18 protein-coding genes are annotated in these 16255 nt (G+C 62.1%); 1 reads left to right on the top strand and 17 read right to left on the bottom strand.

Annotated features, from left to right (window positions below):
* Nucleotides 1-41 precede the first annotated feature (41 nt).
* Nucleotides 42-776 carry a fumarate/nitrate reduction transcriptional regulator Fnr gene (gene fnr, locus SC318_RS19225; RefSeq protein WP_306494103.1) on the bottom strand — a complete coding sequence of 245 codons (735 nt, stop codon included), beginning with the start codon at nt 774-776 and terminating at the stop codon, nt 42-44.
* Between the two features lie 155 nt (nt 777-931).
* On the opposite strand from fnr, the gene SC318_RS19220 reads away from it, so the two are divergent.
* Nucleotides 932-1423: a hypothetical protein gene (locus SC318_RS19220; RefSeq protein WP_320428070.1), complete on the top strand. Its 492-nt coding sequence runs from the start codon at nt 932-934 to the stop codon at nt 1421-1423.
* Here the strand turns inward: SC318_RS19220 and hemN are convergent, their stop codons facing one another.
* The 16 genes from hemN to ccoN (SC318_RS19140) all read right to left on the bottom strand — a co-directional run bounded on the left by hemN (nt 1424) and on the right by ccoN (SC318_RS19140) (nt 16200).
* Nucleotides 1424-2806: an oxygen-independent coproporphyrinogen III oxidase gene (gene hemN / locus SC318_RS19215; RefSeq protein ID WP_320428069.1), complete on the bottom strand. Its 1383-nt coding sequence runs from the start codon at nt 2804-2806 to the stop codon at nt 1424-1426.
* Between the two features lie 102 nt (nt 2807-2908).
* Entirely contained in the window at nt 2909-3592 is a 684-nt protein-coding gene (locus tag SC318_RS19210; protein ID WP_320428068.1) for a sulfite exporter TauE/SafE family protein, read from the bottom strand.
* Complete coding sequence (gene ccoS / locus SC318_RS19205) at nt 3585-3797, bottom strand: cbb3-type cytochrome oxidase assembly protein CcoS (protein ID WP_320428067.1); 213 nt, start codon at nt 3795-3797, stop codon at nt 3585-3587. The genes SC318_RS19210 and ccoS overlap by 8 nt, the downstream gene beginning before the upstream one ends.
* Before the next feature lie 22 nt (nt 3798-3819).
* Entirely contained in the window at nt 3820-6264 is a 2445-nt protein-coding gene (locus SC318_RS19200) for a heavy metal translocating P-type ATPase (protein ID WP_320428066.1), read from the bottom strand.
* 124 nt (nt 6265-6388) lie between these two features.
* Nucleotides 6389-6928: a FixH family protein gene (locus SC318_RS19195; protein ID WP_320428065.1), complete on the bottom strand. Its 540-nt coding sequence runs from the start codon at nt 6926-6928 to the stop codon at nt 6389-6391.
* A 15-nt stretch (nt 6929-6943) separates the two neighbouring features.
* A complete protein-coding gene (gene ccoG / locus SC318_RS19190) occupies nt 6944-8347 on the bottom strand; it encodes a cytochrome c oxidase accessory protein CcoG (RefSeq protein WP_320428064.1) in 1404 nt (467 codons plus the stop codon).
* A gap of 207 nt (nt 8348-8554) precedes the next feature.
* On the bottom strand, nt 8555-8965 hold the full coding sequence (locus SC318_RS19185) for a type II toxin-antitoxin system VapC family toxin (protein WP_320428063.1): 411 nt from the start codon (nt 8963-8965) through the stop codon (nt 8555-8557).
* Nucleotides 8965-9219, bottom strand: coding sequence for a type II toxin-antitoxin system Phd/YefM family antitoxin (locus SC318_RS19180; RefSeq protein ID WP_320428062.1), 255 nt, complete (start codon nt 9217-9219; stop codon nt 8965-8967). Before SC318_RS19180 ends, SC318_RS19185 begins: the two co-directional genes overlap by 1 nt.
* 167 nt (nt 9220-9386) lie before the next feature.
* Nucleotides 9387-10349 carry a cytochrome-c oxidase, cbb3-type subunit III gene (gene ccoP, locus SC318_RS19175; RefSeq protein WP_320428061.1) on the bottom strand — a complete coding sequence of 321 codons (963 nt, stop codon included), beginning with the start codon at nt 10347-10349 and terminating at the stop codon, nt 9387-9389.
* On the bottom strand, nt 10346-10531 hold the full coding sequence (locus SC318_RS19170; protein WP_003193169.1) for a CcoQ/FixQ family Cbb3-type cytochrome c oxidase assembly chaperone: 186 nt from the start codon (nt 10529-10531) through the stop codon (nt 10346-10348). The genes ccoP (SC318_RS19175) and SC318_RS19170 overlap by 4 nt, the downstream gene beginning before the upstream one ends.
* Before the next feature lie 5 nt (nt 10532-10536).
* Nucleotides 10537-11145 carry a cytochrome-c oxidase, cbb3-type subunit II gene (gene ccoO / locus SC318_RS19165; protein WP_320428060.1) on the bottom strand — a complete coding sequence of 203 codons (609 nt, stop codon included), beginning with the start codon at nt 11143-11145 and terminating at the stop codon, nt 10537-10539.
* Nucleotides 11145-12587, bottom strand: coding sequence for a cytochrome-c oxidase, cbb3-type subunit I (gene ccoN, locus SC318_RS19160; RefSeq protein ID WP_124387686.1), 1443 nt, complete (start codon nt 12585-12587; stop codon nt 11145-11147). The genes ccoO (SC318_RS19165) and ccoN (SC318_RS19160) overlap by 1 nt, the downstream gene beginning before the upstream one ends.
* A gap of 421 nt (nt 12588-13008) precedes the next feature.
* Complete coding sequence (ccoP, locus tag SC318_RS19155) at nt 13009-13956, bottom strand: cytochrome-c oxidase, cbb3-type subunit III (protein ID WP_306494095.1); 948 nt, start codon at nt 13954-13956, stop codon at nt 13009-13011.
* The gene (locus SC318_RS19150) at nt 13953-14153 is read right to left on the bottom strand and encodes a cbb3-type cytochrome oxidase subunit 3 (protein ID WP_124387684.1); all 201 of its coding nucleotides are present in this window, start codon (nt 14151-14153) and stop codon (nt 13953-13955) included. Before SC318_RS19150 ends, ccoP (SC318_RS19155) begins: the two co-directional genes overlap by 4 nt.
* A 3-nt stretch (nt 14154-14156) precedes the next feature.
* A complete protein-coding gene (gene ccoO, locus SC318_RS19145; protein ID WP_034108140.1) occupies nt 14157-14765 on the bottom strand; it encodes a cytochrome-c oxidase, cbb3-type subunit II in 609 nt (202 codons plus the stop codon).
* Between the two features lie 10 nt (nt 14766-14775).
* The gene (gene ccoN / locus SC318_RS19140) at nt 14776-16200 is read right to left on the bottom strand and encodes a cytochrome-c oxidase, cbb3-type subunit I (protein ID WP_306494094.1); all 1425 of its coding nucleotides are present in this window, start codon (nt 16198-16200) and stop codon (nt 14776-14778) included.
* Between the last annotated feature and the right edge of the window lie 55 nt (nt 16201-16255).

Raw genomic sequence — 16255 nt, 5'->3', positions numbered from 1 at the left:
TACCTGCGGCCTCGCGGGTGCGCTTGGCCGCAGGTCCTGGATCAGACTTCCAGGGAACCGCCGGCCAGGGCGCAGAGCTGGATGGGGTCGAGGATGTGCACTTCCTTGCCCTCGGCGGCAATCAGCGCGTTCTGCTGGAAGCGGGTAAACACGCGGGACACGGTTTCTACCGCGAGGCCCAGGTAATTGCCGATTTCATTGCGCGACATGCTCAGGCGGAACTGGTTGGCCGAAAACCCACGGGCGCGGAAACGTGCCGACAGGTTGACCAGGAAGGTCGCGATGCGCTCGTCGGCGGTTTTTTTCGACAACAGCAGCATCATCTGTTGATCGTCACGGATCTCGCGGCTCATGACGCGCATCAATTGACGGCGCAGTTGCGGCAGCTGCAAGGCCAATTCGTCCAGGCGCTCGAAGGGGATTTCGCACACCGAGGTGGTCTCCAGCGCCTGAGCCGACACAGGGTGAATCTCGGTGTCCATGCCGGACAGCCCGACCAGTTCGCTGGGCAAGTGGAAACCGGTGATTTGCTCTTCGCCGCCGTCGCTGAGGCTGAAGGTCTTCAGCGCCCCTGAACGCACGGCATAAACGGAATCGAACTTGTCGCCCTGGCGAAACAGAAACTCGCCTTTTTTCAGTGGGCGGCCGCGTTTAACGATGTCGTCCAGCGCATCCATGTCTTCCAAATTCAGCGAAAGTGGCAGGCACAGGGGTGCCAGGCTGCAATCCTTGCAATGGGCCTGGCTGTGAGCGCGCAGTTTAACTGGCTCGGACATTTCTTAAATCCTTGTGGGAAATCACACATAAGACGTAAGGGTAACGCACTGGGGGGCGATGAGGCCAGCGTGTACAAAAAACCGCCAGGGGTATAAAGGTTCGTGTATCGAGGCCGATACAAGGTCACGTAAATCTTTGAATCTGGAGCTCGACCATGCTTTCCATTGGAGGAAATACCCCGGCAAGCGTCAGTGCACTGCCTCCGCCGGAGCCCAAAGACCGCGTGGCTGAAGCCAAGTCGGCCGCGGCCGCCAAGGAACTGAAGGACGCTACTTCAGCGCCTCTGAGCACCAAGACGGAGGAAGGCGTGAAAGTGACGCTTTCCGGGGCGGCTTTAAAGGCGATCAGCGAGGCGAAGAAATCCAGCAGCGCTATCGAGGACAGCGGATTGCCGGACAACGTCCAGCAGGTTCTGAAGATGATCCGCGAGATCAAGAAGCAGATCGAAGAAAAGCAAGCCGAGCTGGCTGCCGTCATGGCAGACAAAACGCTGTCTGCCGAACAGGCCCGGGTCAAGGTGAGCAATCTGCAGGGCGCGCTCGCCTCGCTGAACGCAGCCCTCGTCACGGCGCAGACTTCGTTGACCAAGGCCATGAAGGGGCTGAGCGGCGACGATGCGATGAAAGCGGCCTCGCTGTCGATGTAATCAGATCACCCGCGAGAACCGCTGCCGGTTCTGGTGCTCAAGGTACGCATCGAACACCATGCACACCGAGCGCACCAGCAGGCGCCCGGCCGGCAGCACGCGGATGCCCTGGGCGTCCAGCTCGATCAAACCGTCGGCGGCCATCGTTTGCAATTGCGGCCACAGCTCGTCGAAATAGCCGCGAAAATCGATGTTGAACCCCCGCTCGATGGCCTCGAATCCCAGGCTGAAATTGCAGATCAACTGCTGGATCACTTCCCGCCGCAAGCGGTCGTCGGTGGTACAGATCAGGCCGCGACTGGTGGCCAGTTGCGCGCCGGCCAAGGCGTTCTGGTACTGGTTGAGGTCGCTGCTGTTCTGACAGTACAGGTCGCCGATCTGGCTGATCGCTGAAACCCCCAAGCCAATCAAATCGCAATGCCCATGGGTGGTGTAGCCCTGAAAGTTGCGTTGCAGGGTGCCTTCTTCCTGGGCGATGGCCAGTTCGTCGTCCGGCAGCGCGAAATGGTCCATGCCGATGTAGCGATAACCCGCTTGGGTCAACTGCTCGATGGTGGTTTGCAGCATCAGCAGTTTTTCTGTGGGCGAGGGCAGGTCGTCGGTATGGATGCGCCGCTGGGGCATGAAACGTTCCGGCAGATGGGCGTAGTTGAACACCGACAGGCGGTCCGGTTGCAGGCTGATCACTTCCTCCACGGTGCGCGCAAAATTGAGTGGCGACTGCTTGGGCAGGCCGTAGATCAGGTCGATATTGATCGAGCGAAATTGCAGGGTGCGCGCCGCGTCGATCACCGCGCGGGTTTCTTCCAGGCTTTGCAAACGGTTGACCGCCCGTTGTACCTCGGGGTCGAGGTCCTGCACACCAATGCTCACGCGGTTGAAGCCCAGTTCGCGCAGCAGGCCCATGGTCGCCCAGTCCGCTTCGCGAGGGTCGATTTCGATGCCGTAGTCGCCCGAATCGTCGTCCAGCACATTGAAGTGCTGGCGCAGGTGCGTCATCACCTGGCGCAATTCGTCGTGGCTGAGAAAGGTCGGCGTGCCACCGCCGAAATGCAGTTGCTCCACCGGTTGTTTGGGGTCGAGGTGGCAGGCCACCTGCTGGATTTCCTGCATCAGGCGTTGCAGGTAAGCCTGGGCGCGACCTCGGTCTTTGGTGACCACCTTGTTGCAGGCGCAGTAGTAGCAGATGTTGGCGCAGAACGGCACGTGCACGTACAGCGACAATGGCCGTGTGGCTTTGCGACTGTCACGCAGCGCGTGTAGCAGGTCAAAGGTGCCGACCTGGCTGTCGAATTGTACGGCGGTGGGGTAGGACGTATAGCGCGGCCCCGCCAAGTCGTAGCGGTGAATCAGATCTGTGTCCCAACGAATGGCGTCGAGCATGCGGGCGGTCCCCCGGATTGGCTGGTGGGCCGAGTCTAGGGGCAGGGTGGGCAGGGCATGTTGATTTGCATCAACGGGGAGCGGCGCTATGCCACAGGCGAATTAATGCCCCATCAGCCAGTGCTGGTGCGGACCCGGCAAGGTCCAGATGCCGAACAGCACCACCAGCAATCCACCGGCGGTGCGCACGCTGCGCTTGCGCAATAGCGCGGTGACGCGTTCGGCGGCCAGCCCGGTCGCCAGCAGCACCGGCCAGGTGCCCAGGCCGAACGCCAGCATCAGCAGTGCGCTGTCCAGCGCATTGCCCTGGCTTGCGGCCCACAGCAGCGTGCTGTAGACCAAGCCGCACGGCAACCAGCCCCACAGCGCGCCCAGCAATAAAGCGCGGGGCAGGCTTGAGACCGGCAGCAAGCGGTTGGCAATCGGCTGGATGTGCCGCCACAGGCCGCGCCCGAGGCTTTCGATACGGGTCAGGCCGCTCCACCAGCCGGCCAGGTACAGGCCCATGCTGATCAGCAGCAACCCGGCCAGTACCCGCATGAACATCGCCGCCGGACTATTGGCCACCGCCCACCCGGCCAGGCCGATCAGCAATCCGGCAGTGGAGTAACTGACGATGCGCCCCAGGTTGTACGCCAGCAGCAGGCGAAAACGGCGGCTGCGCTGTTCCTTGGGAATCGCCAGGGTCAGCGCGCCCATCAACCCGCCGCACATGCCCAGGCAATGGCCACCGCCGAGCAGGCCGAGGATCAGCGCAGAGACCAGCAAAGGCGCCAAATCAAGCATGGGGCGGCTCTTTGGGCGGCGGCTCGGCGCGGTTGGCTTCGTCGATAGCGGCCAGGTGATTGGGGTCCTGATCGTCGAACAGCACGCTGTGGGCCGGGCCGTCGAGGTCTTCGTACTGGCCGCTGTCCACCGCCCAGAAGAAAATGTAGATGGCCACGCCCACTAACAGCAGCGCCGCCGGAATCATCACGTATAGAGCTGGCATCTGCACTCCATGCCCGCGCGGCTCAGGCCGGCAGCGGGCGATTGATCGAGGGGGCACTGGCGGCCGGCGCACTCGGCAGGCGAGTCAGGCGCAGGGCGTTGAGCACCACCGTCAACGAACTGAGGGACATGCCGATGGCCGCCCAGATCGGGGTGATCCACCCCAGGGCCGCGAACGGCAACATCAGGCCATTGTACAGCCCGGCCCACAGCAGGTTTTCAATGATGACCCGCCGCGTGCGGCGCGCCAAGGTAAAAGCCTGCACCAGCGCGTCCAGGCGGTTGGAGAGCAGCACCGCATCGGCGCTGGTTTTAGCCAGGTCCGTGGCCGAGCCCATGGCCACGCTGATATCGGCGGCGGCCAGTACCGGCACATCGTTGACACCGTCACCGAGCATCAGCACCTTGCGGCCCTCTTTGTGCAGGCGTTGCAGTACGTGCAGTTTGTCGTCGGGACGCAGGCCGCCGTGGGCTTCATCAATGCCCAGCTCGGCAGCGATGCTGGCGACCATCGGCGAGCTGTCTCCCGACAGCAGCAGCGTGCGCCAGCCGCGCGCCTTGCAGGCGGCGAGCAGGGCGGGCGCATCGCTGCGCAGGCGGTCGTCGAGCACGAACCAGGCGAGCACGCCGCGCTGGTCGCCCAGCAGCAGCCATTGCCCGGCGTCGCCCGGGGATGCCGGGACCGGGCTGGCGCTCAGTTCACAGACAAAACCGGGTTGGCCGATGCGCAGCAGGCGCTCGCCCACACGCCCTTCCAGGCCCAGACCGGGGTGGCTCGACACGTCATCGGCAGCCAGGGGCGCACGCCCGAAGGCGCGGGCAATCGGATGTTCGGAGCGGTTTTCCAGCGCCGCGGCGAGGCCCAGGCACTGATCGCTGTCCAGTCCGCCCAAGGGCCGGATGGCGCGCAACGCCAGGCGCCCTTCGGTGAGCGTGCCGGTCTTGTCGAAGATCACCGTGTCGATCTGGTTCAGGCCTTCGAGCACATGGCCGCGGGTCAGCAGCAGGCCAAGGGTGTGCAAGGTGCCGGTGGCGGCGGTGAGGGCGGTGGGGGTCGCCAGGGACAGGGCGCACGGGCAGGTCGCTACCAGCATTGCCAATACAATCCAGAACGCCCTCGATGCATCGAGCTGCCACCACACCAGGCCGATCACCGCAGCCGCCAGCAGGGAGCCCAGCAGAAACCACTGCGCGGCGCGGTCGGCGATTTGCGCCAGGCGCGGTTTCTCCGCCTGGGCACGCTCCAGCAGGCGCACGATGGCGGACAGGCGCGTGTCGTGACCGAGGGCGCGCACCTGGACGGTCAGCGCACCTTCGACGTTGAGCGTGCCGGCGGTGACGGCATCGCCGACATGCCGGGGCTGCGGCAGGTATTCGCCGGTGAGCAGGGACTCGTCGACGCTGGACTGACCTTCGAGAATCACGCCATCCGCTGGCAGCACCGCGCCAGGATGCACCAGCACCCGATCACCCAGGGCCAACTCGCCGAGCAGGATGCGTTCGCTCTGCCCGTCCGCTGCCAGGCGCAGGCACGAAGCGGGCAGCAGGTTGACCAGCTGCGCAGTTGCGGCAGCGGTGCGCTCGCGGGCACGCCGCTCCAGGTAGCGCCCGGCCAGCAGGAACAGCGCGAACATGCCGACGGCATCGAAGTACAGCTCGCCAACGCCGGTGATCGCGGTCCAGATTCCCGCTAGATAAGCCCCGCCAATGGCCAGGGACACCGATACGTCCATGGTCAGGTGGCGCGTGCGCAGGTCGCGCAACGCCCCTTTGAAAAACGGCGCACAGCTGTAGAACACGATGGGGGTTGTAAGAAACATCGCGACCCAACGCAGGATCACATGCAACTCGGGGCTGAGGTCGATATTGAATTCAGGCCAGGTGGCCATGGTTGCCATCATGGCCTGGAACCACAGCAGCCCGGCAACGCCCAGCTGGCGCAGGGCCAGGCGATTCTCGCTGGCCAGTTGCTCGGCGGCACGGTCGGCTTGATAGGGGTGGGCGGCATAGCCGATATGGCGCAGTTCACTGAGCAGCCGACTCAACGGCAACTGGCCGTCGGCCCAGCGCACGTGCAGGCGGTGGTTGGACAGGTTCAGCCGTGCCTCGGCCACGGCGGGCAGCTTGCGCAGGTGTTTCTCGATCAGCCAGCCGCAGGCCGCGCAACTGATGCCCTCCACCAGCAGAGTGGCTTCGGCCAGTTCGCCCGCGTGACGCACAAACGGTTCTTGCACATCGGCGCGGTCGTACAGCGCCAGTTCATCCACCAGCTGCACCGGCAGCGCCTCGGGGTTGGCCGAGGCTTCGCTGCGGTGCTGGTAATAGCTTTCCAGCCCGCCTGCCACGATTGCCTCGGCCACCGCCTGGCAACCCGGGCAGCAGAGCTCGCGGCGCTCGCCGAGGATGTGGCTGGTGAACCGGCTGCCGGAGGGGACGGGCAGGGCGCAGTGGTAGCAGGGGGTGGTCATGGCTTGGTTCCGCAGATCGTTCCCACGCTCTGCGTGGTAACGCCTCGCTGGACGCTCTGCGTCCGCTTTGGTGGCGCTAAGCGCCACGGGCTGCATTCCCACGCAGAGCGTGGGAACGATCCAGTTACTTCTTCAGGTCTTCGGCGCCTTGCAACGGCTCATCGCCCAGCAGCAGATCCTTGTCGTGGCTGACCTCTTCTTCTTCGAACAGGCGCCAGGTCTTGTCGCCTTCCACGCCAAGCAATTCCACAAAGCGGCGGCCTTCGACCTTGTCGGTGACCTGGCCGATGTAGCGGCCGGGTTCGCTGTCGCTGCGGGTCAGGTTGATCTTGCGATCCTTCTCCGGTTGGGTCGGCGAGATCAGGTTCAACTCCAACGTGTTCGGGTTGCTGTAGCCGGTGAGCTGCAGCTCGACTTCACCGGTCAGCTCGTCCAGGTGCAGCTTGCCGCGCAGTTGCAGGGTCTGGGCCAAACGTTCGCGGTCCAGAGAGCGGTTGATGCCCTTGCCGGCCTCGTAATAGTTGTCGTTGACCAGGTTGTCCGGGTGGTTCACCGCGATGGTCACCATGGACAAGGTCAGCGTCACCGAGCAGGCCAGGATCCCGATAATGATCCAGGGCCAGAGGTGCTTGTACCAGGGGCTTGCAGCAGTGGTTGCGGGCATTCTTGTGTTCCCTGTTTAACGAACTTGGGGGCCGATGAATCGGCTCTTGGCTTCAATGTGAACGCTGGTGTCGTCGGCGTCTTCGAGGATGAACCTCACCTCGTTGGTGCTGGACGGCAGCTGTTCGGGTGCACTCGACAACTCCACCGGCAGGCTGACGATATCGCCGGCGGCCACCTTGATTTCGCGTCGGCCTTGCAGCTTGAGGTCCGGCAAGCCTGCGGCGTCGAGCACGTAGGTGTGGTCGCGCTGGTCCTTGTTCATGATCTTCAGGCTGTAGACGTTTTCGATGCGCCCTTCGGCGTTTTCGCGGTACAGCACGCGGTCTTTGCTCACATCGAAGCCCACCAGCGAGCGCATGAAGAACGCGGCCACCAGCAGGCTGATCATTGCCAGCAACACCAGGGCGTAACCGATCAGGCGCGGGCGCAGCTTGTGGGTTTTTTGCCCGGACAGGTTGTGCTCGGTGGTATAGCTGATCAGGCCGCGCGGGTACTCCATCTTGTCCATGATGTTATCGCAGGCGTCGATGCAGGCGGCGCAGCCGATGCACTCGATTTGCAGGCCGTCGCGGATGTCGATGCCGGTGGGGCACACCTGCACGCACATCGTGCAGTCAATGCAATCGCCCAGGCCCTGGGCCTTGTAGTCGGCCCCCTTCTTGCGCGGGCCGCGCAATTCGCCACGGCGTGGATCGTAGGAAACGATCAGCGTGTCCTTGTCGAACATCACACTCTGGAAACGCGCATAGGGGCACATGTAGATGCACACCTGTTCGCGCAGCCAACCGGCGTTGCCGTAGGTGGCGAGGGTGAAGAAGCCTACCCAGAAATACGACCAGCCGTCGGCTTGGCCGGTAAAGAAATCGAAGACCAGTTCGCGGATCGGTGAAAAGTAGCCGACGAAAGTAATGCCGGTGACAAAACCGATCAGCAGCCACAGCGTGTGCTTGCTGAACTTGCGCAGGAATTTGTTGGCGCCCATCGGCGCCTTGTCCAGCTTGATGCGCTGGTTGCGGTCGCCTTCGGTGACCTTTTCGCACCACATGAAAATCCACGTCCACACGCTTTGTGGGCAGGTATAGCCGCACCAGACGCGACCGGCGTACACCGTGATAAAGAACAGGCCAAACGCCGCGACGATGAGGATGCCCGACAGCAGAATGAAGTCCTGCGGCCAGAAGGTTGCGCCAAAAATGAAGAATTTACGCTCCGGCAGGTTCCACCACACTGCCTGGTGACCGCCCCAATTCAGCCACACCGTGCCGAAGTACAGCAGGAACAGACCGGCACCGCCGAGCATGCGCAGATTGCGAAACAGTCCGGTGAAGGCGCGGGTGTAGATTTTCTCGCGTGCGGCGTAGAGGTCGACGGTTTTGGCAGGCGGGGTAACGTCGTGTACCGGTATCTGGTCGCTCATCATTGCATCCCACGGCGGTGGAGATTTGCCTCGGCCAGTACGTGCCGACCGGGGTCAAAATAAGGGTGTTGCAGTGGCCCAATGATACGCCCCCAGTGATGCGCGAAGGGTGCGACCTTTGGTCGCATTGGGGGTGATCAAATGATGGTGTAAGTGATCTGGATCAATTGACTTGTGAAGTATGGATGGTTTTCGCGGGTAAGCCGGTCATTCGTCCCATGGATTGATCAGAGGCACGCCGCTGGATCTGAAGTCGCTGACGTTGCGTGTGACGACGGTAAGCCCGTGAACCAGCGCCGTAGCGGCAATCAGCGCATCACTTTCATTGGCTCTATCTGGCACATGCAGATGGGCGCAGCGCAGCGCAACCGCAGCGTCAACGGGCAGGATTCGCGCATCGAAAGCGGGCATCACGTGACGTTTGAGCCAGGTACGCAACACCTTCCCCTGCGCCGGGTCCCGACGCTCGATGCGCAACACGCCGGTTTCCAGTTCTTTCAACGTAATCGCAGAAATAAACATGCGTGGTGCACTGACGCTTCTGGCCCAGGCGACGACGTTCGCGTCCGCCTGGGGTTTGCGAAGTTCGGAAATAACGTTGGTGTCGAGTAGATACATCAAGACAGGTCCACGGGTCGATGAGTGATCACGGCACGTTCGGTTTCGAAGTCGATATCGGACGCTTCCGGCATTACCAGCAGGTCAACGATGTCGGCCTTCAGACCTGTGAGCTTCTGGTAGTCCTCAATGCTTAGCAGCACATGGGCAGGCTTGCCGCGATCAGTGATAAAAACCGGCCCTTGGCGGGCGGCTTTTTTGGCACCACTTGTGTCTTGGTTGAATTCACGGCTGGAAATGGTCGTGATGGTCATGGGCGCCTCCCGCTTGTTGGAGTGAATGTAGTTACGTTACTACGAGGCAGTTGCAAGCTTCAAGCGGCAAGCTACAAGTGGTGGAGCCTTGCTTTACTTGCTGCAAGGCCTTAACAAAAAAGCCCCGTCAGCGCTCGCTGTACGGGGCTTTTCTTGCAGCTTGAAGCTTAATCCTGCTTCTGTGACAAGCTGTAAACATACGCCGCCAGCAAGTGCACCTTGTCATTGCCCTGCAGTTGTTCCTGCGCCGGCATCTGGCCCTGACGGCCATAGCGAATGGTCTGCTGCAGTTGGGCGAAGCTCGAGCCGTAGATGAACGCACCCGGGTGCGTCAGGTCCGGCGCGCCCATGGCTGGAGTGCCTTTACCCTGTGGCCCGTGGCAGGCCACGCAGTTGGCGGCGAAGAGTTTTTCGCCGTTGGCGACGTCGGCCTTGGCGCCTTCGGGCAGCTTGCGGCCGTCGAGGTTGGTCACCACGAAGGCGGCGACGTCGGCCACGCCTTGCTCGCCGATCACTTCAGCCCAGCCTGGCATCACCGCATGGCGGCCTTGCATGATGGTTTGCTTGATGGTCGCCGGGTCGCCGCCCCAGCGCCAGTCGGCGTCGGTCAGGTTGGGAAAGCCGTAGGCGCCTTTGGCGTCGGAACCGTGGCACACCGAGCAGTTGGAGGCGAACAGGCGACCGCCCATCTTCAGCGCTTGCGGGTCCTTGGCCACTTCTTCAATGGGCATCGAGGCGAACTTGGCGAAGATCGGCCCGAACTTGGCCTCCGACCTGGCCATTTCCTTTTCCCATTCGTGTACGCCGGTCCAGCCGGTCTGGCCGTTGGCAAATGGGGTTTGCTTGTCGTTGTCGAGGTAGTTGTAGCCCGGCAGCAGGCCTTTCCAGTTGCCCAGGCCCGGGTAGAGCACCAGGTAGCCGAGGGCGAAGATGATGGTGCCGACAAACAGCATGAACCACCATTTTGGCAGCGGGTTGTCGTATTCCTCGATGCCATCGAACGAGTGGCCGACGGTCTCGTCCGTCTGCTCGGCGCGCTGGCCCTTGCGGGTCGACAGCAGCAGCCAGGTCAGGGCGAAGATGGTACCCAGACTGAGGACTGTGACGTACAGACTCCAGAACGTAGTCATTCTTTGTTACTCCTAGACGCTTGCTCGACGTGCTTGATGGCTTCGGGGTCATCCGCAAAAGGCAGCATGGTCGCGTCGTCAAATTCCGATTTGCGCCGTGGGCTGAACACCCACAGCGCCAGGCCGATAAAGGCCACCATCACCACGACGGTACCCAGGCCACGAATCATCCCGATATCCATGCCGGTCACCGTTTGCTTTTGATGATGGTGCCAAGGCCCTGCAGATAGGCCACCAGTGCGTCCATTTCGGTCTTGCCCTTGACTGCGGCAGCCGCACCGGCGATGTCTTCGTCGGTGTAAGGCACGCCCAGGGTGCGCAGGACTTCCATTTTTTTCGCGGTGTCCTTGCCGTCGAGCTTGTTTTCCACGAGGAATGGATACGCCGGCATTTTCGATTCAGGCACTACGTTGCGCGCGTTGTACAAGTGCGCCCGTTGCCAGTCATCGGAGTAACGCCCGCCCACGCGCGCCAGGTCCGGGCCGGTGCGCTTGGAGCCCCACAGGAACGGGTGGTCCCAGACGCTTTCACCGGCGACCGAGTAGTGGCCATAGCGTTCGGTTTCGGCGCGGAACGGGCGGATCATCTGCGAATGGCAGCCCACGCAGCCGTTGGCGATGTAGACGTCACGGCCTTCCAGCTCCAGGGCGGTGCGCGGTTTCATGCCTTCGACCGGCTTGTTGGTCACGTCCTGGAAAAACAGCGGAACGATCTGGGTCAGGCCGCCGATACTCACGGCGATGACCATGAAGAAGGCCAGCAGGCCGATATTCTTCTCGACTACTTCATGCTTCATCAGTGGGCTCCCACGACGGCGATCTTGGCGGCGGCTTCAGCTTGCTCTGGGTCTGACGCACGCACGGTGCGCCAGACGTTGTACGCCATGAACAGCATGCCGGCGGCGAAGAACGCACCACCCAGCGCACGGACGATGTAGCCCGGATGGCTGGCTTGCAGCGCTTCGACGAAGGAATAGGTGAGGGTGCCGTCATCGTTGATCGCACGCCACATCAGGCCCTGGGTAATACCGTTGACCCACATCGAGGCGATGTAGAGCACGGTGCCGATGGTGGCCAGCCAGAAGTGGGTGTTGATCAGCCCGACGCTGTGCATCTGCGCGCGGCCGAACAGCTTGGGGATCATGTGGTACAGCGCGCCGATGGAGATCATCGCCACCCAGCCGAGGGCACCGGCGTGTACGTGGCCGATGGTCCAGTCGGTGTAGTGGGACAGCGAATTGACGGTCTTGATCGCCATCATCGGCCCTTCGAAGGTCGACATGCCGTAGAACGCCAGCGATACCACCAGAAAGCGCAGGATCGGGTCGGTGCGCAGCTTATGCCAGGCGCCCGAGAGGGTCATCATGCCGTTGATCATGCCGCCCCAGCTTGGCGCCAGTAGGATGATCGACATCGCCATGCCCAGGGACTGCGCCCAGTCCGGCAGCGCGGTGTAGTGCAGGTGGTGCGGGCCGGCCCAGATGTACAGGGTGATCAGCGCCCAGAAGTGCACGATGGACAAGCGATAGGAATAGATCGGACGCTCGGCCTGCTTGGGCACGAAGTAGTACATCATCCCGAGGAAACCGGTGGTCAGGAAAAAGCCCACGGCGTTATGCCCGTACCACCACTGGATCATCGCATCCGTCGCGCCGGAATAGGCCGAATAGGACTTGAACAGGCTGACCGGCAGCGACGCGTGGTTGACGATGTGCAGCATCGCCGTGACCAGGATGAACGCGCCGTAGAACCAGTTGCCGACATAAATGTGCTTGGTCTTGCGCTTGACGATGGTGCCGAAGAACACCACGGCGTACGTCACCCACACAATGGCGAGCAAAATGGCGATCGGCCATTCGAGCTCGGCGTATTCCTTGGTGGTGGTGTAGCCCAGGGGCAGGCTGATGATGGCGCCGACGATGACCGCCTGCCAGCCCCAGAAGGTAAAGGCGGCGAGGCCATCGGAAATCAGCCGCGTCTGGCAGGTGCGTTGCACGACGTAGTAGGAGGTGGCAAACAAGGCACATCCACCGAAGGCGAAGATCACCAGGTTGGTGTGCAGCGGGCGCAGGCGGCCGAAGGTCGTCCAGGGCAGGTCGAAATTCAATTGCGGCCAAACCAGTTGCGAGGCGATGAACACCCCGAGCCCCATGCCAAGGATCCCCCAGACCACCGTCATGATGGCGAACTGGCGGACTACCTTATAGTTATAAGCAGTCGGACTGATTGCTGTGCTCATTCTAAGGTTCCACGGTTTAGGTTTTTTTATAGGTAAAATCGGCCGCAAGTATGTAGAAAGCGAGAGGCCATTGCAACGCAATGGCTGACCTGTATCAATGCGTTCCACGCCAGATTCTGCGCCCTTTCCATGTTTGGTGTAAGGATAAAATCCGAAATCGAAAGCTGATCGAGTGGACAAGAAAATTTCGAGGCCTCGACAACGCTTGTCGCGTACGCCGAAATCGCTTCGCTTGAAAGCAAGCGTAGACCCGAATCTGGGGTGGGGAAAGTTGGATCTGGGAAGGGTGCGACACTTGGTCGCGCAAGCAGTGGCGAACCGTGGCGAGGGAGCTTGCTCCCGCTGGAGTGCGGAGCGCTCCCAGATTTTTGGGGCCGCTTCGCTGCCCAGCGGGAGCAAGCTCCCTCGCCACAGCTAATGGTTATTGAGGTTGGCCTTCAGGCGTTGCGCCGTCAGCGTTATGGGAAAGACTGTAGACATAGGCCGCCAGCAGATGCACTTTGTCATTGCCTTGCAGCACTTCCTGCGCAGGCATCTGGCCTTGGCGGCCATGGCGAATGGTCTGTTGCAGCTGCGCCAGGCTGGTGCCGTAGATAAACCCGGCCGGTTCGGTCAGGTTAGGCGCGCCCATGGCTTGCACGCCGTGGCCTTGCGGGCCGTGGCAGGCGACGCAGGTGGTGTTGAAGGCAGCCTGGCCCGCCGCCAGGTCGGCCGTGCTATCGGCCGGCAAGGGCAGCTTGGCCAAGTCATGGCGTACGTAAGCGGCGACATTCTTCACCCCGTCCTCGCCCAGCACTTCACCCCAGGCCGGCATCGCCGCGTGGCGACCGCCCATGATCGTGGCCTTGATCGCTTCGGCTGAACCGCCCCAGCGCCAGTTGTTGTCCGCCAGGTTTGGAAAGCCATACGCGCCCTTGGCATCCGAGCCGTGGCACACCGCGCAGTTGGAGGCGAACAGGCGACCGCCCATTTTCAAGGCTTGCGGGTCCTTGGCCACTTCTTCCACCGGCATCGCCGCGAATTTGGCGAAGATCGGCCCGAACCGGGCGTCGGCCTTGGCCATTTCCTTGTCCCATTCCTTGGCCTGGGTCCAGCCGCCTTCATAGCCTGGCAAGATGCCTTTCCAATTGCCCAGGCCCGGATAGAGGATCAGGTAGCCGACGGCAAACACCAGGGTGCCGGCGAACAGCATGAACCACCACTGGGGCAGCGGGTTGTCGTATTCCTCGATCCCGTCAAAGGCGTGGCCCATGGTCTGGTCGACGCTGCCTTTGGTTTCGCCCTTGCGAGTGCCGACCAACAGCCAGGTCAGGCCGACCAGGCTGCCCAGGGTCAGTACGCAGATCCATGTACTCCAAAAGGTGGTCATGGCCGAGTGCTCCTTGTTGCAGGCTCTTCTTGAGCGTCCGGTGGAGAAGGTTCGTCGGCGAACGGCAGCAGGCGCGCCTGCTCGAATTCCGCATTGCGCCGGTTGTTGAACACCCACAGCGACAGGCCGATAAAAGCGATGGCGACCACCAGCGTGCCGAGGCCGCGGATGGTGCCTGCATCGAATTCAAATCCCATGGCTCACCTCTTGCTCTTGATGGCAGTGCCGAGCACTTGCAGGTAGGAAACCAGCGCGTCCATTTCGGTCTTGCCCTTGAGGCTGGCCACCGCGCCACTGATGTCGTCGTCGGTGTACGGCACGCCGAGGGTGCGCATCACCTTCAACTTGGTCTCGGTGTGGCTGCTGTCGACCTGGGCGGTGACGAGCCACGGGTAAGCCGGCATTTTCGACTCCGGCACCACGTTGCGCGGGTTGTACAGGTGCGCGCGGTGCCAGTCGTCGGAGTAGCGTGCGCCAACCCGGGCCAGGTCCGGCCCGGTGCGCTTGGAGCCCCACAGGAACGGGTGGTCCCACACGCTTTCGCCAGCCACCGAGTAGTGGCCGTAGCGTTCGGTCTCCGCGCGGAACGGGCGGATCATCTGCGAGTGGCACTGCACACAGCCCTCGCGAATGTAAATGTCGCGGCCTTCCAGTTGCAGCGCGGTGTAAGGCTTCATGCCTTCGACCGGCTTGTTGGTCACGTCCTGGAAGAACAGCGGGACGATCTGGGTCAGGCCGCCGATGCTCACGGCGAGCACCATCAGCAGCATCAACAGGCCGACGTTCTTTTCAATCGTTTCGTGTTTCATCACAGACTCCTCAAGCCATCTGCACAGAAGCGACGGCCACGGCCGGTTGTGCCGAACGCACGGTGCGCCAGGTGTTGTAAGCCATCAGCAACATGCCGCTGAGGAACACCGCACCGCCCACCAGCCGCACGATGAAGCCCGGGTGACTGGCCACCAGGGTTTCGACGAAGGAGTAGGTCAAGGTGCCGTCTTCGTTGACTGCACGCCACATCAGGCCCTGGGCGATGCCGTTGACCCACATCGAGGCGATGTAGAGCACGGTGCCGATGGTGGCCAGCCAGAAGTGCGCATTGATCAGGCCCAGACTGTACATCTGCTCGCGGCCGAAGATTTTCGGGATCATGTGGTACAGCGCGCCGATGGAAATCATCGCCACCCAACCGAGCGCGCCGGCGTGTACGTGGCCGATGGTCCAGTCGGTGTAGTGGGAGAGGGCGTTGACGGTCTTGATCGCCATCATCGGGCCTTCGAAGGTCGACATGCCGTAGAACGCCAGGGACACCACGAGAAAGCGCAGGATCGGGTCGCTGCGCAACTTATGCCAGGCGCCCGACAGCGTCATCATGCCGTTGATCATGCCGCCCCAGCTCGGTGCCAGCAGCACCAGCGACATCACCATGCCCAGCGACTGCGCCCAATCCGGCAGCGCGGTGTAGTGCAAGTGGTGCGGGCCGGCCCAGATATACAGGGTGATCAGCGCCCAGAAATGCACGATGGACAAGCGATACGAATACACCGGGCGTTCGGCCTGCTTGGGCACGAAGTAGTACATCATCCCCAGGAAACCCGCGGTAAGGAAAAAGCCTACCGCGTTGTGCCCGTACCACCACTGCACCATGGCATCCGTCGCACCGCCGTAGAGGGAGTAGGACTTGGTCAGACTGACCGGGATTTCCAGGTTGTTGACGATATGCAGGATCGCCACGGTGATGATGAACGCACCGAAGAACCAGTTGCCCACATAAATGTGCTTGGTGTTGCGCTTCATGATCGTGCCGAAGAACACGATGGCATAGGCCACCCAGACGATGGTGATCAGGATATCGATCGGCCATTCCAGCTCGGCGTATTCCTTGGAGCTGGTGTAGCCCAGCGGCAGGCTGATCGCAGCCAGCAGGATCACAAGCTGCCAGCCCCAGAAGCAGAACGCGGCGATTTTCGGCGCGAACAGCTGGGTCTGGCAGGTGCGCTGCACCGAGTAGAAGGAGCTGGCGAACAGTGCGCAGCCGCCGAAGGCAAAAATCACCGCGTTGGTGTGCAGCGGGCGCAGGCGACCGAAGCTGGTCCAGGGCAAATCGAAGTTGAGCGCAGGCCAAACCAATTGGGCCGCGAGAAAAACCCCGAGCCCCATGCCGACGATGCCCCACACCACCGTCATAATGGCGAATTGGCGGACCACCTTGTAGTTATAGGCGGTACTTAAAGTAGTGTTCATGGTTCCCCATCCACGGTTCAACCCAAGCCAGTGCGGCGCTTGGGCTGGAGTTATA

This window comes from Pseudomonas sp. MUP55, from assembly GCF_034043515.1.
Classification (GTDB): domain Bacteria; phylum Pseudomonadota; class Gammaproteobacteria; order Pseudomonadales; family Pseudomonadaceae; genus Aquipseudomonas.
Note: the sequence above shows the minus strand (reverse complement) of the source record. Positions and strands in the feature narration are given on the sequence as shown.